Below are 22205 nucleotides of genomic sequence, written 5' to 3' on the forward strand. Positions count from 1 at the left end.
AACGCGCTCTGCCGCTCACGCCCGTGTCCATGCCGCCGCCCCATCCGCCGATCCCACTGCCGCGCCGCCGCGCGCTGAAGTTGACGGCCGTCACCGCCAGGAGCGCGTACCCCGCCGGATTCCTTCCCGCGCCGAACGTCGCCCTGCCGGCCGCCAACGACGCCGATTTCAAGGCGGGCGACCAGGACCACGCCGTCCTGCGTTGGCAGGACCTCCATCTCGCGCCGACGCCGCTGTTCTTCGCTGTGCTCGCCTGCGCGGTGCCGCTGCTGATGCTGGGCGTGGCGATGCATTCGCTGCCGTCCATCGTCACAGGCGCGCTGCTGCTGATCGCCGCGCTGGGTTGCCTGTGGCACGGAATCCAGACGCTGAGGGGGCTGAGCTTGCGTTGCAGCTCGCCGCCGCCGTGTTTCCCCGGTGACCGGGTGATGGTGGATCTCGAGGTGGGGAATCCCGCCGGTCGCTCGCGCTGGGATATCGCCGTGACGTTGGGACTGACCGCGCCACCGGGCGGCAACGGCTGGATCGATCTCGCGCCACGCTGCCGCCACCAGCTGCTGTTGCCGCTGGTCGCGGCGGTGCGCGGTCGGCAACCGCTGCCGCTGATCCGTCTCGAGACGCAGCATCCCTTCGGGCTGGTCCGCGTCAGCGCGTACTGGGCGCCGCGCGTCAGCCTGCTGGTCGTCGAACGGCCGCAGGCGTGCGGCGGCACGTCGGCCGCGGTTTCGCTCCGCGACTAACAGCTCTCGCGCAACACCAGTTCGAATCCCAGGTCCATGCTGGCCTCGGGAAGCGCCTCCCGGCGCATCAGCGCGACGAGCATCCGGGCCGCCTCCAGCCCGATCTCCCGTCTCGGCGTTCGCACCGTGCTCAACGGCGGCAGCATCTGGTCGCCGCCGGTCAGGTCGTTGAAACCGACGACCGCCACCCGTTCCGGCACCTTCACGCCCTGGCGGAGCGCCTGCAGCAGCGCGCCTTGCGCCAGGTCGTCGTTGTTGAAGAAGATCGCATCGACGCCGGGCGCCTCGCGCAACACGCGTTCGAACATCACCGCGCCCAATGCCAGCGACGACGGGGCGGCATCCATGAACTCCAGCGCGGGATCGTGCGCGGCGCCCAGCGCGGCTCGATAGCCCTCGGCCCGTTGCAGGGTGCGTGGATCCAGCTGCGCCGCCGCGAACGCGATGCGGCGGTAGCCGCGCCGGACCAGTTCGGCGGTCATCGCCTGGCCGGCCGCCTGCTGCGAGAAGCCGACCGAATGCAGCGCGGTGTCGAGGCGGTTCTCCATCACATGGACATACGGGACGCCGCTGCCCTGGAGCAGCGCGCGGGCGGCGTCCGTCCGGTCGAAGCCGGTGACGAGCAGCCCCGCGGGCCGGTTCATGAGATAGGTGCGCAGCAGCGCCTCTTCCTCCTGGGGGTCGTAATGGGTGACGCCGATCAGGCTCTGGTATCCGGCGGCCAGCAGCGTGCGCTGGGCCGCGTCGAGCAGGTCGACGAACAGCGCGTTCGACAGCAGCGGGATCAGCACCACGACCTGGTTGCTGCGCGCGGAGGCCAGCGCGCGCGCGGCCGGATCCGGCACGTAGCCCAGTTGCGCGACAGCGGCGGTGACGCGCTCGACCAGTTCCGCGGCCACGCTGCGCTCGCCGCGCAGGGCGCGCGAGGCGGTGATCGGGCTGACGCCGGCGGCCGCGGCAACGTCCTGCAGCGTGGCTCGCCCGGTGGCGCGACGGCGTTTGGAGGAGGGCGCGTTCATGGTCAGGAGGATAGCGCTGTCCCCCTGGGAAAGAAGCCCGGACGGACCCCAGGATCGTGCGCCGGCTCATCATGAAACCCCGAGTAATCCCTGATTTGGTGCCCGCATGCACCACCTAAGATAGCGCTATCCCGTCTGCTTTCCTGTGCGACGCGGACTCGACGGCGACCCCGGATCCTCCGATCGCCGTCTCTTTTCAGAACTTGGGATAGCGCTATCCAATGACATCGTCGACCGTCACCGCCGCTTCGATTTCCGCGCGCGCCATCGTTGTGATGGGCGTTGCCGGCTGCGGCAAGACCAGCGTCGGACAGGCGCTCGCCCAGTCGCTCGACTGGCCCTTCATCGAAGGCGATGCCCACCACGCGCCGGCCTCGATCGCCAAGATGCAGGCCGGTCAGCCGCTCACCGACGAAGATCGCTGGGGCTGGCTGGAGCGCCTCGGCCAGATGCTCGCCGAGCAGTCGCCGGCCGTTCTCAGCTGTTCGGCGCTCAAGCGCGCCTACCGCGACCGTCTGCGCCGCGCCTGCCCGGCGCTGCGTTTCGTGTTCATGGACATCGACAAGGCCCTGGCGCTTCAGCGTGTCGCCGACCGCGCCGATCGACACTTCTTTTCGACGACTCTGGTCGACAGCCAGTTCGCCACCTTGGAATCGCCCGTCGGCGAACCCGGCGTCATCACGGTGCCTGCCGCGTTGACGCCGTCGGCGCAGGTCGATCTCGCGCTCGCGTTGCTGACCCCGAAGAACAACCAGGAAACCGGACCATGACGCACCCCGCCTCGGACGCTCCCGCCGCCTCCGCCGCCACGGCGGCCTCCGCGCCTCGCTCCCGCCTGCAGATCCTCAGCGAAGGCGCGATGGCGCTGTGCCTTGGCGTGATGGCGCTGGCCGTGTTCATCAACGTCGTGCTGCGCTACGGCTTCGGCAGCGGCATCAACGCGAGCGAAGAACTGTCCCGTCTCCTGTTCGTCTGGATGGTCTTCATCGGCGCGACCGCCGCCTATCCGCTCGGCGAGCACATGGCGTTCACCAGCCTGCTGCTGCCCTTGCGCCGGAAACCCGTCGCCCTGCGTGTCATCACCGTGTTCATCCGCATCGCCGTCATCGTCGCGGCCGGCCTGGTCGGATGGGGCGCCTGGCAGCAGGTGGTCGTCGGGCTGGACAGCAATTCCGTCGTGCTGGGTTATTCGAACGCGCTGCTCCCGCTGCCCGCGCTGCTGTCGTGCACCGCGATCGCGCTCATGGCGCTGTGGGAGTTGATCCGCAACCAGCCGATCGACCTCGAGCACGAGTCGGACGTCGAGTAAGGGCAGGGCGCCTCCATCATGAGCAACGAAGCACTCTCCTTCATCGTCTTCTGCGGCGGCATGCTGCTGCTGATGGGTCTGGGCATCCCGATGGCCTTCGCGCTGGTGCTGACTGGCGCCGGCATGGCCTGGGCGCTGGACTTCTGGGACACCCAGCTGCTGGCGCAGAACCTGGTCGCCGGCATCGACAGCTTCCCGCTGCTGGCCGTCCCGTTCTTCATCCTCGCCGGCGAGTTGATGAACGCCGGCGGCATCAGCCGGCGCATCATCCAGATGGCGCAGGCCTGGGTCGGTCACATCCGCGGCGGACTGGGTTTCGTCGCCATCGGCGCCTCGGTGCTGATGGCCAGCATGAGCGGCTCCGCGCTGGCCGACACCGCCGCGCTCGCCACCATCCTGCTGCCGATGATGCGGCGCCACGGCTATCCGATGGGCACCTCCGCCGGGCTGATCGCGTCGGGCGGCATCATCGCGCCGATCATTCCGCCGTCGATGCCTTTCGTGATCTACGGCGTGACGACCAACACCTCGATCTCCGCGCTGTTCATCTCCGGCATCGTGCCCGGCCTCGTCATGGGCCTGGGCCTGCTGATCGCGTGGAAGCTGCAGTTGCGCAGGATCGACCTGCCGCCGGGCACGCCGCTGCCCATGAGCGAGCGCCTGCAGGCCACCGCCAAGGCCTTCTTCGCGCTGCTGATGCCGCTGATCATCATCGGCGGCATGAAGACCGGCGTGTTCACGCCCACCGAGGCCGCCGTCGTGGCCGCGTTCTACGCGCTGGTGATCAGCTTCGCCGTGCACCGCGAGATGAGCCTGCGCGACCTGCACGGCGTGCTGGTGCGCGCCGCCAAGACGACGGCCATCGTGATGTTCCTGTGCGCCGGCGCGCAGGTCGCGAGCTACATGATCACGCTGGCCGACCTGCCGGGCGTGCTGAGCGGCTGGCTCGGCGGGCTGATCGAATCGCCGCGCCTGCTGATGGCGCTGATGATGCTGATCCTCGTGGTCATCGGCACCGCGCTCGATCTGACCCCGACCATCCTGATCTTCGCCCCGGTGATGCTGCCGATCGCGGTCAAGGCCGGCATCGATCCGGTCTACTTCGGCCTGATGTTCGTGCTCAACGGCGCCATCGGCCTGATCACGCCGCCGGTGGGCACGGTGCTGAACGTCGTGGCCGGCGTCGGCCGGCTGTCGATGCACCAGGTCATCAAGGGCGTGAATCCGTTCCTGATCACCTATGCGCTGATCCTGGTGATGTTCACCGCGTTCCCCGAGCTGGTCACCGCGCCCATCAAGTGGATGCGCTGACGCCGCCCGGCTTCCCGTCGAGACCCGTTCCCCCAAGGAGACAAGCATGAGCCTGAAGAGCCTGAACACCCGCCGCAAGATCCTGGCCGCCGCTTCGGCGCTGGGCGTCGCCCTGATCGCCGCCGCGCTGCCCGCGCAGGCCGCCGACATCAAGCCGCGGTTGATCCGCTTCGGCTACGGCCTGGCCGAGAACAGCAACCAGGGTCGCGCGGTCAAGGTGTTCGCCGACGAGGTGCAGAAGCTCTCCGGCGGCAAGATGAAGGTGCGCGCCATCGGCGGCGCCGCGCTCGGCCCCGACAACCAGATGCAGCAGGCGCTGATCGGCGGCGCGCAGGAGATGATGGTCGGCTCGACCGCGACGCTGGTCGGCATCGCCAAGGAGATGGCGCTGTGGGACACGCCTTTCCTCGTCAACAACGTCCGCGAGGCCGACGCGCTGCTGGACGGACCCGTGGGCGACAAGGTCAAGGCCAAGCTCACGGACAAGGGCCTGGTCGGCCTCGTCTACTGGGAGAACGGCTTCCGCAACCTGACCAACAGCAAGCACGCGGTCAACAAGCTCGAAGACCTCAGCGGCATCAAGCTGCGCGTGATGCAGAACAACGTGTTCCTCGACAGCTTCAAGCAGCTGGGTGCGAACGCCGTGCCGCTGCCGTATTCGGAACTGTTCACGGCTCTGGAGACCAACGCCGTCGACGGCCAGGAGAACCCGTACAACACCATCCTGTCGGCCAAGTTCTACGAGGTGCAGAAGTACCTCACGGTGACCAACCACGTCTACAGCCCGTGGATCGTGACGGTGTCGAAGAAGTTCTGGGACGGCCTGTCCAAGGACGAGCAGGCGGTGCTGCAGCAGGCGGCGGTCAAGAGCCGCGACTTCGAACGCAAGGACACCCGCGACGAGGCCGCCAAGGCACTGGCCGAGCTCAAGGCCAAGGGTATGACGGTCAACGAGCTGAGCCCGGCGGAAACCGCGCGCATGCGCGACAAGCTGACGCGCGTGAATGCGGGCGTCGCGGCGCAGGTGGGCATGGACCTGTGGAACGAGACGCAGGGACAGCTCGTGAAGCTGCGCGGCGGCAAGTGAGCGCATGAGGCCTGATGCGCATGATGTGCGTCCGTGACGCGCGGGCGACAGCGCGGCTCGGTGTTTTCCCCGTCCGCGTCTGCGCACGAATGCGCGTCGCGGTTGTCGCTTTCTCCCCGATGCGCCGGAGACGTTTCGTTACCGCCGCCTATCATGGTTCAAACGCCTGACCTGATTTGCGGATGCATCGACGACACCTGACCCTGGCGGGTCTGGCCTGGCTCAGCGGCGCACACGCCGCCGGCCATGCCCCCTTGTCGCCTCCGGCCTTGGTACCACGGCCGGCCCCGGCATCGAACACGCCGCCCGCGCCGCTGCCGGCGCCCACGACGACCGCCTCCGGCGGTGCGGCGTCCGCGTCGCTCCGTCTGCTGAGCGAGGAATTCCCGCCGATCAACTTCACCGAGGCCGGCCAGCCGCGCGGCCTCGCCGTCGACATCGTGCAGGCGATCCAGAAGCGGCTCGGCCAGTCGCTGCCGATCGAGTTCATGCCCTGGGCCCGGGCGTTCCGCGAAGCGCAGGACGGCCCGCCGGCGGCGCTGTTCTCGATGGCACGCATCCCCGAGCGCGAGCATCTCTTCCAGTGGGTGGGCCCGATCATCACACTTCGGAGCACTTTCTATGCGAAGGCGGGCAGCGGCATCCGGTTGCGCTCGCTCGCGGAGGCGCGGCGCGCGGCCAAGGTGCTGGTCGTGCGGGACTGGTACACGCTGGCGCAGCTCCAGTCCGCCGGCTTGCGCAACCTGCAGCAGATCAGCGATCCGATCCAGGGCGTGCGCATGCTGGCCGCCGGACGCGCGCCGCTGTTCGCGGCCGAGAAGCTGTCGATGCCGCAGACGCTGGTACAGGCCGGCGTCCGGAGCGACGCGCTGGAGGAAGTCTTCAGCTTCGCCGCGAGCGACGGCTACATCGCGTTCTCGCGCAGCACGCCGATGGGGACGATCAACGCCTGGCAGTCGCAGCTCAACGAGATGAAGCGCGACGGCAGTTTCCTGGCGATCCACAAGCGCTGGCTGCCGAACGACACGCCGCCGAGGTAGGCTGCGGCTTCCACCGTCGCCTCGCGCCGCCTCGCCGCGCGCGCGTTCACGCCATGCCGACAGCGCCCCGACCGACCGATCGAACCACCGATCGACCCACCGACCGATCGATTGACCTCGCCCTGCAGGGCGGCGGCTCCCACGGCGCCTTCACCTGGGGCGTGCTGGATCGGCTGCTCGAGGACGGCTCGCTGCGCATCGACGGCGTCTCCGGCACCAGCGCCGGCGCGATGAATGCCGCGGTGATGGCGACCGGATTCGCGCAGGGCGGGGCGCTGGGGGCGCGGCAGGCCTTGTCGCGCTTCTGGCAGGACGTCTCCGGCGTGCCGGCCTGCTTCGGCGTCGTGGGCGAGGCGAAGGACCCGGCCGAAGCCGTGCCGTTCGAGACGCCCGCCTGGGTCTTCAACCGCAGCGCCTGGCCGGGGATGGCCGCCTGGGACGCCTGGCTGCGGCTGTGGAGCCCGTATCAGCTGAATCCCTTCAACCTCGACCCGCTGCGGGACATCGTCCGCCGCCACGTCGACATCGACGCGGTGCACGCCGGGCCGATCAAGGTCTTCGTGACGGCGACCTCGGTCCGCACCGGCCAGCCGCGCGTGTTCAGCGGCGACGATCTCAGCATCGAGGCACTGATGGCGTCGGCCTGTCTGCCGCACAGCGCGCAGACGGTCGTCATCGACGGTGAGCCGTTCTGGGATGGCGGCTTCTCCGGCAATCCCGCGCTGTGGCCGCTGGTCTACGGCACCGGGTCCGACGACGTGCTGCTGATCCAGATCAACCCGCGCCAGCACGACGGCATCCCGCGCACGTCCACCGAAATCGACGATCGCATCAACGAGATCACCTTCAACGCCAGTCTCGTCGCCGAGCTTCGGGCGATCCACTTCGTGCAGCGCCTGCTGCGCGACCAGCGCGTCGATCCCACGCGCTACAAGCAGATGCGGCTGCACCGCGTGGCCGACGAGGGCGGACTGGCGCAGTTCGGCGCGTCCAGCAAGCTCAACACGGATCCGCGCCTGCTGACGACGCTCTTCGGACTCGGCCGGACGGCGGCGGACGGCTGGCTGTCCACGTGCGCGAAGCACGTGGGGCACGAAAGCACCCTGGACATCGGCGAGGTGTTCCTGGCGAATCGCGTGCGCAACGCGCGGCCGGCGATCAAGGCGCCGGACAAGGCCCCCGGCAAGGGCGTGGACAAGGGCGTGGACAAGGGCGTCGACAAGGCGGTCGGCAAGCTCATGGGCAAGCCGGGCAAGACCTGACACGGGGGCGCATGACCCCGTGCGGACGGGGCCTTCTCCTCCGGCGACTTGAGCGCCTCGCGCGGAGCGACAAGAATGGGTGTTCTCATCCTTCAACCGCCCCGCACCAGCGACCCTGCCGGCAGCACGACGCGACGGGCTCCTCCGGAGTCTCACGATGCCTCATGCCCTGCCGCCGCTGCCCTACGCCGTCGACGCGCTCGAACCCCACCTCGACGCGCGCACGATGGAGATCCACCACACCAAGCACCACCAGACCTACATCAACAACCTGAACGGCGCGGTGGAGGGCACCGCGTTCGCGGACATCCCCGCTGAACAGCTGATCGTCCAACTGGACGCGCTGCCCGAGAACATCCGCGGCGTGGTGCGCAACAACGGCGGCGGACACGCCAACCACAGCCTCTTCTGGACCGTGATGGCGCCCGCGGGCAAGGGCGGTGGCGGCGCGCCGACGGCCGACCTGGCCAAGGCCATCGACGCCGATCTCGGCGGTCTCGACGCCTTCAGGGACAAGTTCACCAAGGCGGCCTTGACCCGCTTCGGCAGCGGCTGGGCCTGGCTCTCGGTGGACGCGAACGGCCATCTCGGTGTCGAGAGCAGCGCCAACCAGGACAGTCCGCTGATGGTCGGCATCGGCTCCGGCGGCACGCCCATCCTCGGCCTGGACGTGTGGGAACACGCCTACTACCTGCAGTACCAGAACCGCCGACCCGACTACATCGCGGCGTTCTACAACGTGGTGAACTGGGACGAAGTGGCACGCCGCTTCGAGGCCGCACGCGCGGGCGCGAGGGGCAAGTCCTGACCCTCTGACGCTCAGCGGGCATGGCCGTCGGCCATCGACCGCGTGCGCCGGTCGGTGTCCCGGCGCCGGGGGACAGCAGGAACCCCGGCGCCGAACGATGTCTTCACCGGATCGTCATCCGTCTGCTCGAACATCGGTCCCCATATTTCGACGTGCGGAAAGCACGCGGCACTCGGGACCATCAGCGAGACTTCGATGCGATCCATCCTGCTTCTGACCGCCGTGGCGGCGGGCCTCGTCCACGCGACCGATGCCGAGGCCTTCGCCCAGGACACCCACAAGCGCATCGCCATCGATGCGGTCCGCTACATGCAGCGGCATGCGGACACCACCAACTACGCGAAGCTGCTGGCCGGCGTGACGCGCGCGGGCTACACGATCGACCAGTTCGCCGAGCAGCTCGGCCAGGGCGCCTACGACGTCGACGACTTCGCCGACACCTATCTCTGCGGCGCCGTGACCGGCGACTGCGTGCTGGCGCCCGTCTGGGGACTGGGTTCGGGCATCGTCAACTACACGTCGTACTGGCACTTCCAGAACCGCACGCAGGGGCCGGACGTCCATGGCAATCCCTTCGGCGGCTACAACTACGCCAGGCTGACGGTGAAGGGCGACATCGACGACCTCGCCGCCGCCTGGCTGGTCGGCGACCACCTCGACGACGGCAAGGGCGGCATGAAGGGCTGGTTCAGCGACGGCAGCAAGTACAACGCCTACGGCCTGACCGAAGCCAACTACCGCCAGGGCGGTTCGTCGAGCCCGTCGATGTACGCGGACTTCGAGCAGGCGCCGTTCCAGCCGATCGACAACCTCGGCCAATACTGGTGGTCGCAGTTCCTGGCGCGGCCAACGGTGCAGAGCCTGGGCTTCGTGATGCACACGACCGACCTGCTGCAGCCGCATCACACCTGGACGACGTCGGCGCTGAACCACTCCGGCTGGGAAACCTGGGTCAAGGACTACTACGACAGCGAGACGCTGAACGCGGATGCGCTCGTCACCACGGCGCTGGCCAGCTACACGCCGCTGCCGGCGACCGCCACCGACATCCGTCCGCTGCTGCGCCAGGGCGGACAGATCTCGTACAGCCGGGGCGGGCAGGTGCTGTCGACGACCGATCACGCGGTGCGCCGCGACGTGGGGCGCGTCGTCGTGCCGCACGCGATCGCGATGGTCGTGCATCTGCTGAATCGCGCGGCTGAACGGCTGTGAGGCTGCAGGACCGTCAATCGACGCCTGCCGCGCATCGTCGTGCGGCAGGCGTCGGAACGCGTCGGCCGAGAACCAGGTGTCGCGCTGGCTCGACGTAGCGGGGATGAAGAACCTGCTGCTCCCGACCGCCGTCCTGATCGGCCTCGCCACCATGACCAACGCCCAAGCCTTCAAGGAGGACACGCATCGACGCATCGTCGTCGATGCGGTGCACTACATGCAGCGTCATCCCGATGCGACCAACTATGCGCGGCTCCTGAGCGGCGTCACGCGCGCCGGCTACACGATCGAGTCGTTCACCGACGCCGTGAGCCGCGCCGCCGCGGACGTCGACCGATTCTCCGACACCTATCTGTGCGGGGCGATTTCCGGGCGCTGCGCCAGTGCGCCCGCATGGGGCGTCGCCGGAGCCTCCGTCAACTACACCTCGTACTGGCACTTCCAGAACCGCACGCAGGGACCGGACGTCCACGGCAACCCGTTCGGCGGCTACAACTTCTCGAAGCTGAAGTTCAAGGGAGACATCGACCGCCTGGCCGCGGCCTGGCTGACCGACGATCATCTGGATGACGGCCCGGGCGGTCATCGCGGCTGGTTTCGCGACGGCACCCGTTACGACAGCTACGGCCTGACCGAGGCCCGCTATCGGCTCGGCACGCATTCCACGCCCAGGATGTACGCCGATTTCGAGACGTCGCCATTCCAGCCCATCGACAACCTCGGGCAGTACTGGTGGCTGCAGTTCCTCGCCCGGCCGACGGCACAGAGCCTCGGTTTCGTCCTGCATGTGAACGATGTCCTCCAGCCGCATCACACCTGGACGACGTCGGGCCATCATCACGCCGGTTGGGAGGGATGGGTGCGGGACTACTACGACAAGGAAGCCCTCAACGACGAGGCGCGGGTGACGGCGGCGCTGCTCAGCTACACGCCGCTGCCATCCCCCGCCGCCGACGTCCGCGGCATCGTGCGTGAAGGCGGGAAGATCTCTTACAGCCGCGGCGGTCGGGTGCTGTCGACGACCGACCATGCGGTCCGTCGAGAAGTGGGACGCCTCGTCGTTCCGCATGCCATCGCCATGGTGGTGCACCTGCTCGGCTCGGCGGCCGGTCGGCTATGAGCGCATGTCGTCGATCGCTCAAGCGCGCCGTCCAGGGCGCGCTCGTCTGCGCGGCATGGGTCGGAGGCGCCGGTCCCCTGCGTGCCGAAGACGGTCCGGGCAAACCGGCGTCGCAGCCCCTCGCCGACTCGGCGTGGGTGGCGCGGGCAGGCGGGGAGGTGATCCTTCGGCGGCCCACGCAGGCGCTGTTGATGCTCGCCCGGCGCGAGCAGCCCGACCTGACGCTGCAGGAGCTTGCACGCCGGCTGGCCATCGATCTGCTCATGGGCGAGGCGGCGTCGCGCGAGGTCGGCGACGCGACGCTGTTCGCAAGTCGGCGGGTCGCATTCGCACCGGAGGTGGACGCGCGGCGTCAATGGCTCGCGACGCTGCAGCAGCTCTGGCCCGATCGGATCGAGCGCGACTGGCAGGCGGCGACGCCGGAGCTGCCGTCGACGGTCGACGCACGCGCATGGCGCGCGCTGTGGTCGGCCGTACCGGGCGCAAGCCTGCGGATGAATGAGGACCTCGACGAGTCGCAGCGCGACGGCGCGGCGCGGCTTGTCCTGCTGCGACATCGGGCATTCGGCCAGACGCCAGCCGGCGCGATCACGCTGGCCGATGTCTGGCCGGTGCAGAACGTCCAAGGGCGCCGGCTCCTGCGCGACGGCGATCTCGACTACGCGCGCGCCCAGGCGCGGCAACTGCTGCGCGAACGGTTCGTCGAGCAGTGGTCGCGCCGCGAGAGCGGATGGAGCCGGTCGGAACTCGAGTTCATCCATCGGGTCATCGAGGCCCGGCAACGCAAGCTCGCCTGGCAGCGATGGCAGGGCCTGAGCGGCGACCCGCACGCGGAAGCACCGCCCCGGGACGCCCTGGCCGCGTCGGTGACCGCGGACGAGATCGGAGCCTACTACCGCGCGCATCTCGACCGCTTCGAGCGCCTGGAGTCCGTCGAGGGCCTGCGTCTGCGCTGCGCGCCCGCCGGTTGCGCGGACGAGGCGCGGGGAGCGGATCTGAAAGGACGGCCCGGTGCGGTGCGGGTGTCCTGGCGCCTGGGCGATGCGAGACCGTCAGCCGAGGTCGACGCCTGGGTGCTCGATCTGTTGCAGGCCTGGCCCGCGGGCACGGCCTCGCCGCCGATACGTCATCCGGACGGCAACGGCTGGGAGCGGGTGCAGGCGCTCTCGGTGAAGCGTGGGCATCACCCGGCAGACAGTGAGACCGTCCGACACGAGGCCCGGCAAGCGGTCGCCCTCGAGAAGCTGGAAGCGCGCTGGCAGCAACGTCAGGTCGAGCTGCTGGCGTCCGCGGGACTGCGCTGGGCGCCTGGCATCGCTGAGCCGCAGGTGCCGTTCGAGCCGCAACGAGCGACGCCTGCGGGCGGGGAGCACGGACATGCGCATTGACGTCGGAGCGGCCATCACGCTGGCGGTCGCCGCGGTCGCGTGGGGCGCCTTCAACGCGTCAGTCGGCTCGGGCGACAGGGAGCCCGCGGTGCCGGTTGCTGCCCACGCGGACCCGGCCTCTGCCGCCAGCCTGATGGCTGAGGGCGCGTCGCCGACGCGCGATGCGGACCTCCCGCCTTCGAACCTGGAGCTGATCGCGCCAGCGGCTGCCGGGTCGGACGCCGCCTCCGCGCCGGCGTCCTCAGCGGGCATCGAGGTCCCGGCCGCCTGGAGTCTCGCGGACTCGCGCGTCACGGGGGACGACCGCGCGCCGCCGATCCAGCGGGCGAGCGAGGAATCGCCCACACCGGCGTGGCAACTCGACAACCATCAGGCCTATGCGCAACGCGAGCAGGACAGGCATCAGGCGGTCCAGCGAGCCTTCGTCGACGCGGCCGACCGTGAACTGCCGTTGCTCGACCGTCAGATCGAGCAGGGTCGCGCGATGGGCCTCCCGCCCGAACAACTCGCCAAGGGTGAGGAAAAGCGGCGCCGCATCGCGGAAATGCGCGAACGGATGCAGGCGAGCCTGGGGGCAAGCGCGGCTGCGCCCTGATGCGGCGTATGGCACCCCGGCCAGGGCGCCGCGAGCTGCGGTCGGATCCTCAGGCGATGCGGCGGAAGCGCAGTTCTTCGATGAGCGACTTGTCGCCCACGGTGCTCACGCGCTGCTGGACCACTTCGGCCCGGCCCTCGGCGGCGAGTTGCTGGATCTCGCGCGCGGCGCTGTCGAAGACCAGCGGATGCTCCAGGGCGGAGCCGGCGTGCGGCAGGTCGACGAGCTCCCCGGGCGTGGAGTCGAGGAACATCGTCATGGCGATCGAACTCATGCTGGACCTCACGAGCGGGCTGAACACCGGGACACTCTATGCTGCATAGCAGCAGGTTCAAAGCCGCTTCCAACAAGTTCTGGCCATGGCGTCCGGCGATCGCACGAGCCGTGGAAGCGCACCACATTGAACGCGGCATCACAAGAAAAACGGGAGTCTTATCGACTCCCGTTCCGCTTTTTCCGAATTTTCCTGGCGGCGCTGGCTGAGGGGCTTTGCTGAGACCTTTGCCGAAGCCTTTTCTGCGATCGTCCGCCAGGGGCCGATCGCGCCGGGGTCAGGCGACCGCCATGCCGCGCACCTTGAACCGGGCGATCGCCTCGGTCAACGCCATCGCCTGCTGGCGCAGGCTTTCCGCCGCCGCGGCGCTCTGCTCCACCAGCGCGGCGTTCTGCTGCGTGCCGCGGTCGATCGCGGCGACCGCCTCGTTGACCTGCACGATGCCGTGGGTCTGCTGGTCGGTGGAGGCGCTGATCTCGCCCATCAGGTCGGTGACCTTGCGGACCTGGGTCAGCACCTCGTCCATCGTGCGGCCGGCTTCCTGCACCTGGACCGCGCCGGCGTCGACCTTCTCGACCGAGTCCGAGATCAGCGTCTTGATCTCCTTGGCCGCCTGGGCGCTGCGCTGCGCCAGCGCACGGACCTCGCTGGCGACGACCGCGAAGCCGCGGCCCTGTTCGCCGGCACGGGCCGCCTCGACGGCCGCGTTCAGCGCCAGGATGTTGGTCTGGAACGCGATGCCGTCGATCACGCTGGTGATGTCGCCGATGCGCTTGCTGGAGCCGGTGATGGCTTCCATCGTCGTCATGACGCGGTGGACCACCTCGCCGCCCTGGCCGGCGACATGCGCCGCGGCATCGGCCAGGCCGGTGGCCTTGCGCGAGGACTCGGCGTTGACCTGCACCGTCTCGGTCATCTGCGCCATCGACGACGCCGTCTCCTGAAGCGCGCTGGCCTGGGTCTCGGTCCGGCTGGACAGGTCCTGGTTGCCGCTGGCGATCTGCGTGGACGCCGTGGCGATACCGTCGGCGGCCTGGCGCACGTGGGTCACCATCGTCGACAGGTTGCCGCTCATGGCCTTCAACGCCGTCAGCAGCTGGCTCAGTTCGTCCCGGCCGTCGACCTCGATCTCGTCGCGCAGGTCGCCGTCGGCCACCGACTGCGCGACCTTGATCGCGCGGTTCAGCGGCGCCGTCACCGCGCGGCTGATCAGCCAGCCCAGCAGGCCGGCCACGGCCGCCGACAGGACCGCGGTCGTGATCAGCAGCATGCGGTCGGTGGCGAACAGCTCGGTCGCCTCCTTGGTCTCGGCGGCGGAGCGCTCGTCCTCATAGCTGATGAAGTCGCCCGTCGCACTCAGCAGCGCCGCCAGCAGCGGGCGGCATTCCGCGTTCATCTTGGCCACGGCGTCATCGCGCTTGCCGTCGCTGGCCAGGCCCACGATCATCAGCGCGACCTTGCCGTACTGTTCCTCGATGGTGGCGACCTTGTCGAAGAGCGCATGGTCCTGCGACGTCGCGTCCTTCGCGGCCGCCAGGTGGGACTTCAGCGTGGCCAGCGACTGGCCGACCTCTTCATGCGCCTTGGTGACGGCGGCCAGTTCCTTCGTCCGGTCCTCCGGCGTGGTGACCAGCACCAGGTTGCGCGCCGCGATGGCGCGCGACTTCGCCGCGGACTGCACCGCGATCACCATGCGTTCCCGGGCGGCGACGCCGCTCAGGTAGTTCTCGACGCGCGAACTCGACTGGTTCAGCCAGTGCAGCGCCGCGCCGGACACAGCAGCGACGATCAGCGCCATGACGCCGAAACCCGCCCACAGCTTGGTCTTGACCTTGAGGCCTGAGAAGTTCATTTGTTATCCCCCTGATGGATGTGGAACCGTGGCTGCGATCCCCAGGTGATCTTCGGCGCTATGCGCAGGTTTCTCAATTGGCGACGCGCCGAATCCCGTGTGCTGCGATCACCTACATCAAGGAGAGGAAGGCCCCAGGCATCCAGGGAAAACCCGATGATGTCCGGCCCGGTGGTCCAGGGGCCCGGCGGCCTCAGGCGCCGAAGGCGTGCGCCAGGCCGGCGACTTCACGCTCGAATATCATCCGCTCGCGCTGCACCGCCTGCTGGGCGGGGCGCGACAGTTCCAGGTAGAGCGGGAAGTGGCGCATCAGTTCGTGCGCGCCGGCGAAGACCTGGTCGACCTGGTCCGGTTTGAAGTAGCACTCGTCGGGCAGCGCGTAGTCGCGGGCGGCGCCGACGTCGAGCGCGAAGACGCAGCAGTCGCGCATCAGCGCCTCGCGCGCCAGGCGGTCCTTGCCGGGGAAGGTGCCCAGGTCGATGAAGAGCCGGCTGCGCCCCAGCGCCTCGTAGACCTGCGCCCGCGTCATGCCGCGGATCAGGTGGACCTTGCAGCCGTTCTCGGCCTCCAGTCGCGCCGCGATCGCGCCGACGTCGTAGACGACCTTGTGGTTGGCGTTCAGCGCGATGTCGGTCTTGGCGGCGGTCTCGAAGACGGGCTCTCCTTCGGCCGGCGCCGGCTTGCCCGGCGTGTAGTCCGACAGCGGCAGCGTGCGCCCGCAGCCCAGCGCCCGGATCACGTCGTGGGCGTAGCCCGACTGGTAGGTGTGCAGCACCCGCTCGCTGCGCAACAGGTTCAGGTTGATCTTGTTGACCGACAGGTACTCGAAGGCGTTGTCGATGCTCAGCCACCAGACCATGGGCGTGCAGGGCTGGAAGTAGCGCAGCCAGTGGACATAGGTCTCGGCCAGGACGACGCAGGTGTCCGGCGTCATCGCGATCTCCTCGGCCAGGCGCACCTGGTACTTCTGGTAGTCGGCCACGGTGTTGGGCCGCGGCTGCAGCTTGAGCGCGGTGCCGGCCGACAGGCCGTTGCGGCGGAACAGGTCGTCGACCGCCGGCAGGTCGGTCGGCAGGACGTACCAGACGCGGGCATCGTGGCCCTGGCGGATCAGCGAGTCCGACAGCTGGTGCAAGGCCTCCGGGCCGCCGGTCTGCACGCCGTGGGGGATCAGGATGACGATCTGCTTCTTCGCGTTCATGGGGAGGCTTTCGAGAGGGAGTCCAGCCGCGCCTGCAGCTTCTGCGCCGCGGCCGGCGAAACCGCCTGCAGCCCGGGCATCAGGAAGCCGCTGCGGCTCTTGACGATGCGGTCGGAGAGGTGGTCCAGCAGGAAATCGGGCATCTCTCGGTACACGCTGGGCAGATGGAAGATGCCGTGGAAGCCGAAGGTGGGATAGGGCACCGCCGGGAACTCCACCGAGAAGTGCGAGGCGATCGCCTTGGGCGCGAAACGGCAGCCGGCGCGCTCCAGCGTCTCGCGCATGGTGCGGCAGATGAAGAGGTCCTCGGCCTCGGTCGGATCCGGGTAGTCGAGCTGCGCGACCGCGTGGACCAGCCGCCTGGAGCGCCACGAGAAGCCGCCGTTGCCGACCTCGTTGACCGGGTAGTTGGGCCAGGGCGCGCCGATGTAGTCGTAGTGCAGGAAGTGCGGCGAGAACTGGTCGGCGTTGAGCACGAAGCCGTCGTACTGGATCACCAGCACATGGTCGGCGCTCAGGTGCTTCGCGAGCTCGCGCGTGATCAGCAGGTTGTACTCCGCGATCGAGCGCAGCGTCGGCACCGGGATGACCGGCAGGCCGGGCCAGAGCTCCGGCTTGTCCGAGTAGATCAGCACCTGGCTGAAGGGCAGTCCCTGCTGCTCCATCGCCCGCATGCTGTGCAGCAGCGCCTGACGCGCGAGCACGTGCAGGTCGGTGTCGACGATGGCGACGGCGATGCTCGGCTTCGGAACGGACGGCGCGCTCATGTCACATCAGGTCCAGCAGCTGCTTCGTCACGGTGGCCCAGGAGAAGCGCTGCGCCAGCCGCAGGCGGGCCGCCTCGCGGCGCGGCGCCGGGGTCAGGCGTTGCTCGACGACCTGCAGCATCGATTCCCGCAGGTCGTCCAGGTCGGGGACCACGAAGGCGCCGACCGGTTGTGGCGCATCCGCGTCGGTGCCGGGACGGCTGTGCAGGCGGTGGCAGAGCTCGGGTGGCGTGAAGTCGTCGGTGGCGCCGCCGCCGCTGACGATCACGTGCGTGCCGCAGCCCATCGCCTCCAGCACCGGCAGGTTGAAGCCTTCCGCGCGGTAGGGCGAGACGTAGGCGTCCGAGAGCGCGTACAGCGAGCGCAGCTGCGGCAGGTTGAGGCTGGTCGACAGGATGGCGATGCCGTCGCGCACCTGCGGCGTGTTCAGCAGCGGCGCGCGTGCCGCGAGCTCGGCGAAGACGCGCTCGACGCCGATGCCGTACAGGCCCTGGTGGTCCTTCAGGATCAGGCGCACCGGCAGGCCCTTCAGGCGCAGTTCGGCGAAGGCCAGCAGCAGCAGGTCGATGCCCTTGTTCCAGGTTGCGACGCCCACGTTGGTGAAGACGGTCTCGTGCGGCGCCATGCCCAGCGCCGCGCGCGCGGCCTGGCGCTGCTCGGGCGTCATCGGGAAGAAGGTGTCGGTCTTGTAGCCGTGAGGCACCACCTGGACCTTGTCCGCGTCGAAGCCGTAGTCGACCAGCCGGGCCTTGGACCAGCGGGTCGGCGTGACGACGAAGTCGTCGCCCTGCGTCAGCGCGGAGGGCGCCATCTCGGGCGGATCGAAACTCTTGCCCGAGAGACCGAACTCGGTGACCACGAAGGTGGCGTTGCGGCGCGCGGCCGCCGGGTCGGTGAGGCGCACCGGCGACGCGATGCGCAGCCGCGCGTCCATCACGCGGTCGCCCGGATCTGGCAGGCCGTCGATGATCGCCCGCTCCTCGGGCGCGAAGCCGGAATCCAGCTTGCTCTTGTCCCAGTGCGGCATGAAGAACGGGGCGTCCTTGTGGAACAGCTCGAACCGCGGGTCCTTCACCATCTCCAGGATCTGGTTCTGGTTGACCATCGCGATGGAGTGGTTCACCCCCCGCCAGCCTTCGATGCACAGTGTCTTCATCGGGCCATTGTGTCGCGCCCCTCACGCCGACCATGCCCGGATAAGGGGGACAGGTCCGGGCCAACTCGGTCCGGACCGGCCGGGCCGCGCGTCGGACCGCGTTTGCCGGGAAGGCGTCAGACCGTCGCCGGCAAGGCGTCCATCGTCAGCAGATCCCGGCCGCCGAGGGCCGTGTCGACGTGGCCGCCCAGCGTCACCCGTCCCCCGCCGAGGAAGCGGTCGGCGAAATCGTCTTCGCCGGTGCCCGGCGTGGCGCGCACGTCGGCACCGAGCCCGCGTTCCTTCACCCGCTGGACGGTCTCGTTGACCACCAGTTTGAAAGGCTGCCAGCTGGATTCGTCGGCCGCCGTCGCGGCGATCTGCCGCTGCAGGATCGTCACCTGTTCCTCCACACCCGCGTCCGGAGGCATGCCGGGCGGCAGCGGACGCTGCAGCACCGCGAGCCGGTCCATGCAGGCGTTGATGGTCTCGGCGGCCTCGGCCGTGAGGCACTTGCGCTCGATGAAGACCCGGTTGCCGCCGGGCGGCAGGTTGACCAGACGGGTGAGGAAGTCGTCCAGCATCCGGTCGCCGTCGCGCAGCCGGCCGTCGGGGCCGCGCTCGCCCAGGCGGGCCGCCCAGACCTCGCGCTGCGTGTTCAGGACCTTGATGAAGTCGTCGCGCACGCCGAATTCACGGTGCTTGAACGACAGCCGGGGAAGGACCTTGCCGTCCTCCGTGGTGATGCGCACCATGCCGTTGGTCGAATGGATCACCAGTTCGGTGTCGACGCCGACCTTGTGTCGCCCGAAGAGCGCGACGTTCGGTCCCCCGGGCACCTGGAGCGCCGGATGGCTGATCCCCAGGCTGACCCCGGCGCCCAGCGCCGTGCGCGAGCCGCTGCCCGCCTGCAGGCTGCGCAGGGCGCCGGCCGTGTCACGCGATGCACTCTTGTTGAGCAGGGTGTGCTTGAGGCCCACGCCGCCCACCAGCGAGGCGCCGACGCCGGCGCCCAGCTTCGCGGCCAAGGTGCCCTCAAGCGACACCGACACGTCGGCGGTGCGCGTCTTCCCGGCGTTCCAGCCGAAGGAGACGGTTGAGAGGTCGCCGATCCGGTCCACCATCTGCCGCCACATCGCGCCGCCGTGCGCGGGTCGTTGCGCCGCAGGCTGTTCGGCGATCTCGAAGATCGCGTTCACGACGTCGGCGCTGGCGGGATTCCAGAACGCCGACGCCGCGCCGGCGGCCTCCGCCGACTTCGTCGCGATCGTGGCGTCGCGCTTCGTACGGATCATCAGACCCTTGGACACGAGGTGGGAGCCGCCCAGCCGGGCCATGGCCTGGGCCGTGAGGTTCACGACCGGCCCCGCCTGCGCGCCGACGCGCACGCCGGCGCCGATCGAACCGGTCACCTTGCGTTCATTGCCCAGGAAAATGAGTCCTGTCGTCGGCGCGACGCCGGTGCGGAACACGGCCGCGCGGCTGTGGTCCAGGTTGAACTCTCCCACCGGCGTCACGCCGGCCGTCATGCCGCCCAAGCCGCCGACGCTCGCCACGCCGTAGCCGAAGGTGCCGCCCAGCCCGTACTTGCGACCGTCGCTGTAGGAGGACGAATCGTTGCCGGCCACGATCGGGAGCATCACCTGGCGCAGGATGTCGCGGCGTCGGGCCGGCGTCGCCCGGTCGAAGTCGGCCAGCAGGGATCGCCGTTCTTCGTCGGACGTGAACGGGCCGCCCGCCGGGTCCGCTTCGAGCTTCGCGATCCATGAGACCGCCGTCCCTGCCTTTGCGGTATCCGCGGTCATGCCGACCCGCGCCACCGGTCCCAGGTCCGCGCCCATCGGCCCGGCCTGGAGCAAGGTGCGCAACGGCGATTTGTCTTTCCCCATCAGGCGGCGCACGGCGCGGACCGGCGCGCGCAACCTGTCCAGGGCGGTCGGCGACCGACCCTCCGGCGTCTTGCAGGCGAGGTCGATGTAGGTCACGAACTTGCGCAGCCGCTTGGCCATCAGGTGGAAGTCGGAGCCCTGGCCGCTCTCGGTGAAGCCGTTGCGCAGCGCGACGTAGGCGGGCTTCATGTCGGGACGGGCCTCGGCCGCCCGGAACGGTCGATCCAGGTTCTCCGTCGCGTACAGGAAGGCCTGCGCGGCCAGCGTCGCGGGATGCTCGGCCTCGCGCGGACCGCCGGGGCGGTGCCGGGCATTGCCGGTGCCCAGGCGCGAGGGATCCAGCAGTCGCGCGCTGTCCGGGTGATCCTCCAGGGCGTTCCTGATGTCGGTGGTCGACTGCCGCCCCGGTACCTTCATGCCGAGCGTGAGGAGCGCCTCCTCGGCGCGCAGCCCGAGCTTGTAATGCTCGAACGATTGCTCCGCGTATCGTCGCGCGTCGGGGCCGAGCACCGGCGCCGGCGGGGCGATCCCCTGCAGATCGAGCAGCGTCTGGAAACCGCCGGCGGTCGCCGCGAGCGTCCGCCGGGCCGCGTTGGCCATCCGTTCGATGGCGGGGTCGTGACGCGCGGCGCGTTCGGCCGCCTTGCCGCCGGCGGCCGTGCCCGTCGACAGACCTGCCAGCGCCGGCGGCAGGTCGTGGCGCAGGAACTCATGGACCTGCAGCGCGCGCGCCGGATCGGCGGTCACCGTGCGCAGCGTCGAGGCGATCAGCAGCGCCTGCTCATGGCGCAGGGGATGACCGTCCGGCCGTCCGTCGACCTCGCGCTTCGAATGGTCGAGCAGGACCTGCGCCAGACGTGCGGCGTCCGTGCCCGTCCGCAGACGCGATCCGGGGCGTTCTCCGATCGAAGGGAGCGGCGCGAACAGGCGGTCGACCTCGGCGCTGAACGCCACCGCGCTGCCGAACGCTGCAGGCGCGCGCACCGGCGGGGCGTCGTGGCTCGATCGCTTCGACGCCCCCTTCGTCAGGAGCGCCGCGACCCGGCCGCCGGCCGTGCGCGCCTTCCCGTCGATCGCCTGGAGGCCGCGCGGGCTGGCGGCGGTGGTCGGACGTCGCGCCGTCGCTTCGACGTCGGGTGTCGACGTGGGCGCCTTGATGGTCGAACTGACGGCGAACGGTCCGACCGCCGCGTCCACCTTCACTGGCGCGAGGCGCTCGCGCAGGCCGTCCAGCGGGCGGCGCAGGACCTCGCCGAGGCCGCCCCGGCGGGCGGAGGCGCTCGCCGAGGCGGCGCTCGATTCGTCGTCGCCCGGAATGCCGGTGCCCGCGTCGAGCGACGACATCGCGTGACAGCGGTCGGCCAGCGCGCAGACGGCGTCATCCAGTGCTTGCAACGCCGTGTCGGCGGCCGACTGCAGCTCGTCACGCCGGCGCCGGGCCTGCGAGGCCATGTGCTCGGCCATGCCGGCATGGCCGGCCAACGCGGCGTGGATGTGGCGGCTGTCAGTCCCGTTGTCGATCGCGGCCAGCGTCGCATCGGCCAGCGCCCGGTGAGCCTGGGTGGCCTGCGTAGCCGCCTTTGCGGCGACCTGTGCCGCCTCCCGATGCGCCTGGATGAGACCGCAGTGCCGGGCGAAGTCGATATCCAGCTGTCGCCGCGTCTCGATCAGTGTCGCCGCTTTCGAGGCGTCGATCCGATCGCCGACGGCGAAACGCCGCCGGTTGAGCGTTTCCCAGTCCTGATCGGCCCTCGACAGCACCGCCGCATCGGCGGACTGGCGGTCGATCGCGGTCAGGACCCGCGCGTGCGCCTGTTGCCCGGTCTGACCTGCAAGGTCCGTCTCGTAGGCGCCCTCGGTGGGTTGCGGCGTCCCAGCCGCGATGCCGGGTTGCGACTCCGTCGTCGGGCACGTCGACGGGATCGCGGCGGAGGACCGCGTGGAACTGCTGCCGAAGAGACCGAACCGCATCATCGAGCTCCTTCGCGAGACGACGGGTCCGACCGTCTCGCCACCACGGCGGACCGTCGCTCACGGGCCCGTCATTGGCCGAAGATGAGTTCGAGAGTGGGATAGTTGTCGTTCGAGGTTCGTCGTGACAACCACTCAAAGATGCATAAGACGGGTGAGGTCCTGGGAGCGGACAGGTGTCGCAGCGGCATCGAACGGCCGCTGGTGCGAACGGCTGGGGCGGCA

At 69.6% G+C, this 22205-nt stretch carries 20 protein-coding genes; 12 read left to right on the top strand and 8 right to left on the bottom strand.

All coding sequences use genetic code 11. The annotated features are described in order from the left end of the window. The first annotated feature begins 29 nt into the window (after nucleotides 1-29). Nucleotides 30-740 (top strand): hypothetical protein, encoded by a 711-nt coding sequence (locus PV762_RS06285; RefSeq protein ID WP_421034169.1) that lies wholly within the window; start codon nucleotides 30-32, stop codon nucleotides 738-740. Here PV762_RS06285 and PV762_RS06290 read toward each other — a convergent pair. Next, a complete protein-coding gene (locus tag PV762_RS06290; protein ID WP_421034170.1) occupies nucleotides 737-1759 on the bottom strand; it encodes a LacI family DNA-binding transcriptional regulator in 1023 nt (340 codons plus the stop codon). The genes PV762_RS06285 and PV762_RS06290 overlap by 4 nt on opposite strands. Before the next feature lie 221 nt (nucleotides 1760-1980). On the opposite strand from PV762_RS06290, the gene PV762_RS06295 reads away from it, so the two are divergent. The 7 genes from PV762_RS06295 (at nucleotide 1981) to PV762_RS06325 (ending at nucleotide 8576) form a co-directional block, all read left to right on the top strand. Next, the gene (locus PV762_RS06295; RefSeq protein WP_421034171.1) at nucleotides 1981-2529 is read left to right on the top strand and encodes a gluconokinase; all 549 of its coding nucleotides are present in this window, start codon (nucleotides 1981-1983) and stop codon (nucleotides 2527-2529) included. Then, nucleotides 2526-3068, top strand: coding sequence for a TRAP transporter small permease (locus PV762_RS06300; protein ID WP_421034172.1), 543 nt, complete (start codon nucleotides 2526-2528; stop codon nucleotides 3066-3068). Before PV762_RS06295 ends, PV762_RS06300 begins: the two co-directional genes overlap by 4 nt. A gap of 18 nt (nucleotides 3069-3086) precedes the next feature. Then, on the top strand, nucleotides 3087-4379 hold the full coding sequence (locus tag PV762_RS06305; RefSeq protein WP_421034173.1) for a TRAP transporter large permease: 1293 nt from the start codon (nucleotides 3087-3089) through the stop codon (nucleotides 4377-4379). A gap of 46 nt (nucleotides 4380-4425) precedes the next feature. Then, nucleotides 4426-5466 (top strand): TRAP transporter substrate-binding protein, encoded by a 1041-nt coding sequence (locus tag PV762_RS06310; protein ID WP_421034174.1) that lies wholly within the window; start codon nucleotides 4426-4428, stop codon nucleotides 5464-5466. Between the two features lie 182 nt (nucleotides 5467-5648). Then, nucleotides 5649-6506, top strand: a complete 858-nt coding sequence (locus tag PV762_RS06315; RefSeq protein ID WP_421034175.1) for a substrate-binding periplasmic protein — start codon at nucleotides 5649-5651, stop codon at nucleotides 6504-6506. Between the two features lie 53 nt (nucleotides 6507-6559). Further along, entirely contained in the window at nucleotides 6560-7768 is a 1209-nt protein-coding gene (locus PV762_RS06320; RefSeq protein ID WP_421034176.1) for a patatin-like phospholipase family protein, read from the top strand. 157 nt (nucleotides 7769-7925) lie between these two features. Further along, nucleotides 7926-8576, top strand: a complete 651-nt coding sequence (locus tag PV762_RS06325; protein WP_421034177.1) for a superoxide dismutase — start codon at nucleotides 7926-7928, stop codon at nucleotides 8574-8576. An 11-nt stretch (nucleotides 8577-8587) separates the two neighbouring features. On the opposite strand, the gene PV762_RS06330 is transcribed toward PV762_RS06325, so the two are convergent. Next, complete coding sequence (locus tag PV762_RS06330; protein ID WP_421034178.1) at nucleotides 8588-8782, bottom strand: hypothetical protein; 195 nt, start codon at nucleotides 8780-8782, stop codon at nucleotides 8588-8590. Between PV762_RS06330 and PV762_RS06335 the strand changes: the two genes are divergently transcribed. The 4 genes from PV762_RS06335 (at nucleotide 8772) to PV762_RS06350 (ending at nucleotide 12891) form a co-directional block, all read left to right on the top strand. Next, on the top strand, nucleotides 8772-9788 hold the full coding sequence (locus PV762_RS06335; RefSeq protein ID WP_421034179.1) for a phospholipase: 1017 nt from the start codon (nucleotides 8772-8774) through the stop codon (nucleotides 9786-9788). The genes PV762_RS06330 and PV762_RS06335 overlap by 11 nt on opposite strands. A gap of 103 nt (nucleotides 9789-9891) precedes the next feature. Further along, nucleotides 9892-10908 (top strand): phospholipase, encoded by a 1017-nt coding sequence (locus PV762_RS06340; protein WP_421034180.1) that lies wholly within the window; start codon nucleotides 9892-9894, stop codon nucleotides 10906-10908. Further along, nucleotides 10905-12296, top strand: coding sequence for a hypothetical protein (locus tag PV762_RS06345; protein WP_421034181.1), 1392 nt, complete (start codon nucleotides 10905-10907; stop codon nucleotides 12294-12296). Before PV762_RS06340 ends, PV762_RS06345 begins: the two co-directional genes overlap by 4 nt. Beyond that, nucleotides 12286-12891, top strand: coding sequence for a hypothetical protein (locus tag PV762_RS06350; RefSeq protein WP_421034182.1), 606 nt, complete (start codon nucleotides 12286-12288; stop codon nucleotides 12889-12891). Before PV762_RS06345 ends, PV762_RS06350 begins: the two co-directional genes overlap by 11 nt. A gap of 49 nt (nucleotides 12892-12940) precedes the next feature. Here PV762_RS06350 and PV762_RS06355 read toward each other — a convergent pair whose 3' ends face one another. The 6 genes from PV762_RS06355 to PV762_RS06380 form a co-directional block, all read right to left on the bottom strand. Continuing rightward, nucleotides 12941-13165, bottom strand: coding sequence for a hypothetical protein (locus PV762_RS06355; RefSeq protein ID WP_421034183.1), 225 nt, complete (start codon nucleotides 13163-13165; stop codon nucleotides 12941-12943). 277 nt (nucleotides 13166-13442) lie between these two features. Continuing rightward, nucleotides 13443-15017: a methyl-accepting chemotaxis protein gene (locus PV762_RS06360; protein ID WP_421034184.1), complete on the bottom strand. Its 1575-nt coding sequence runs from the start codon at nucleotides 15015-15017 to the stop codon at nucleotides 13443-13445. A 193-nt stretch (nucleotides 15018-15210) separates the two neighbouring features. Next, nucleotides 15211-16218, bottom strand: a complete 1008-nt coding sequence (locus tag PV762_RS06365; protein WP_421034185.1) for a hypothetical protein — start codon at nucleotides 16216-16218, stop codon at nucleotides 15211-15213. Then, entirely contained in the window at nucleotides 16215-16985 is a 771-nt protein-coding gene (locus PV762_RS06370) for a DUF5672 family protein (RefSeq protein WP_421034186.1), read from the bottom strand. Before PV762_RS06370 ends, PV762_RS06365 begins: the two co-directional genes overlap by 4 nt. A 1-nt stretch (nucleotide 16986) precedes the next feature. Then, nucleotides 16987-18141, bottom strand: a complete 1155-nt coding sequence (locus tag PV762_RS06375) for a glycosyltransferase (protein ID WP_421034187.1) — start codon at nucleotides 18139-18141, stop codon at nucleotides 16987-16989. Nucleotides 18142-18257: 116 nt separating this feature from the next. Then, on the bottom strand, nucleotides 18258-21980 hold the full coding sequence (locus PV762_RS06380; RefSeq protein ID WP_421034188.1) for a hypothetical protein: 3723 nt from the start codon (nucleotides 21978-21980) through the stop codon (nucleotides 18258-18260). Nucleotides 21981-22205 lie beyond the last annotated feature (225 nt).

It is taken from the genome of Mitsuaria sp. CC2 (genome assembly GCF_048957715.1).
Lineage (GTDB): Bacteria > Pseudomonadota > Gammaproteobacteria > Burkholderiales > Burkholderiaceae_C > Roseateles.

Coding starts and splice junctions, on each gene's coding strand:
- PV762_RS06285 (WP_421034169.1), top strand. CDS start 30: ATGCCGCCGCCCCATCCGCCGATCCCACTGCCGCGCCGCCGCGCGCTG.
- PV762_RS06290 (WP_421034170.1), bottom strand. CDS start 1,759: ATGAACGCGCCCTCCTCCAAACGCCGTCGCGCCACCGGGCGAGCCACG.
- PV762_RS06295 (WP_421034171.1), top strand. CDS start 1,981: ATGACATCGTCGACCGTCACCGCCGCTTCGATTTCCGCGCGCGCCATC.
- PV762_RS06300 (WP_421034172.1), top strand. CDS start 2,526: ATGACGCACCCCGCCTCGGACGCTCCCGCCGCCTCCGCCGCCACGGCG.
- PV762_RS06305 (WP_421034173.1), top strand. CDS start 3,087: ATGAGCAACGAAGCACTCTCCTTCATCGTCTTCTGCGGCGGCATGCTG.
- PV762_RS06310 (WP_421034174.1), top strand. CDS start 4,426: ATGAGCCTGAAGAGCCTGAACACCCGCCGCAAGATCCTGGCCGCCGCT.
- PV762_RS06315 (WP_421034175.1), top strand. CDS start 5,649: ATGCATCGACGACACCTGACCCTGGCGGGTCTGGCCTGGCTCAGCGGC.
- PV762_RS06320 (WP_421034176.1), top strand. CDS start 6,560: ATGCCGACAGCGCCCCGACCGACCGATCGAACCACCGATCGACCCACC.
- PV762_RS06325 (WP_421034177.1), top strand. CDS start 7,926: ATGCCTCATGCCCTGCCGCCGCTGCCCTACGCCGTCGACGCGCTCGAA.
- PV762_RS06335 (WP_421034179.1), top strand. CDS start 8,772: ATGCGATCCATCCTGCTTCTGACCGCCGTGGCGGCGGGCCTCGTCCAC.
- PV762_RS06330 (WP_421034178.1), bottom strand. CDS start 8,782: ATGGATCGCATCGAAGTCTCGCTGATGGTCCCGAGTGCCGCGTGCTTT.
- PV762_RS06340 (WP_421034180.1), top strand. CDS start 9,892: ATGAAGAACCTGCTGCTCCCGACCGCCGTCCTGATCGGCCTCGCCACC.
- PV762_RS06345 (WP_421034181.1), top strand. CDS start 10,905: ATGAGCGCATGTCGTCGATCGCTCAAGCGCGCCGTCCAGGGCGCGCTC.
- PV762_RS06350 (WP_421034182.1), top strand. CDS start 12,286: ATGCGCATTGACGTCGGAGCGGCCATCACGCTGGCGGTCGCCGCGGTC.
- PV762_RS06355 (WP_421034183.1), bottom strand. CDS start 13,165: ATGAGTTCGATCGCCATGACGATGTTCCTCGACTCCACGCCCGGGGAG.
- PV762_RS06360 (WP_421034184.1), bottom strand. CDS start 15,017: ATGAACTTCTCAGGCCTCAAGGTCAAGACCAAGCTGTGGGCGGGTTTC.
- PV762_RS06365 (WP_421034185.1), bottom strand. CDS start 16,218: ATGAACGCGAAGAAGCAGATCGTCATCCTGATCCCCCACGGCGTGCAG.
- PV762_RS06370 (WP_421034186.1), bottom strand. CDS start 16,985: ATGAGCGCGCCGTCCGTTCCGAAGCCGAGCATCGCCGTCGCCATCGTC.
- PV762_RS06375 (WP_421034187.1), bottom strand. CDS start 18,141: ATGAAGACACTGTGCATCGAAGGCTGGCGGGGGGTGAACCACTCCATC.
- PV762_RS06380 (WP_421034188.1), bottom strand. CDS start 21,980: ATGCGGTTCGGTCTCTTCGGCAGCAGTTCCACGCGGTCCTCCGCCGCG.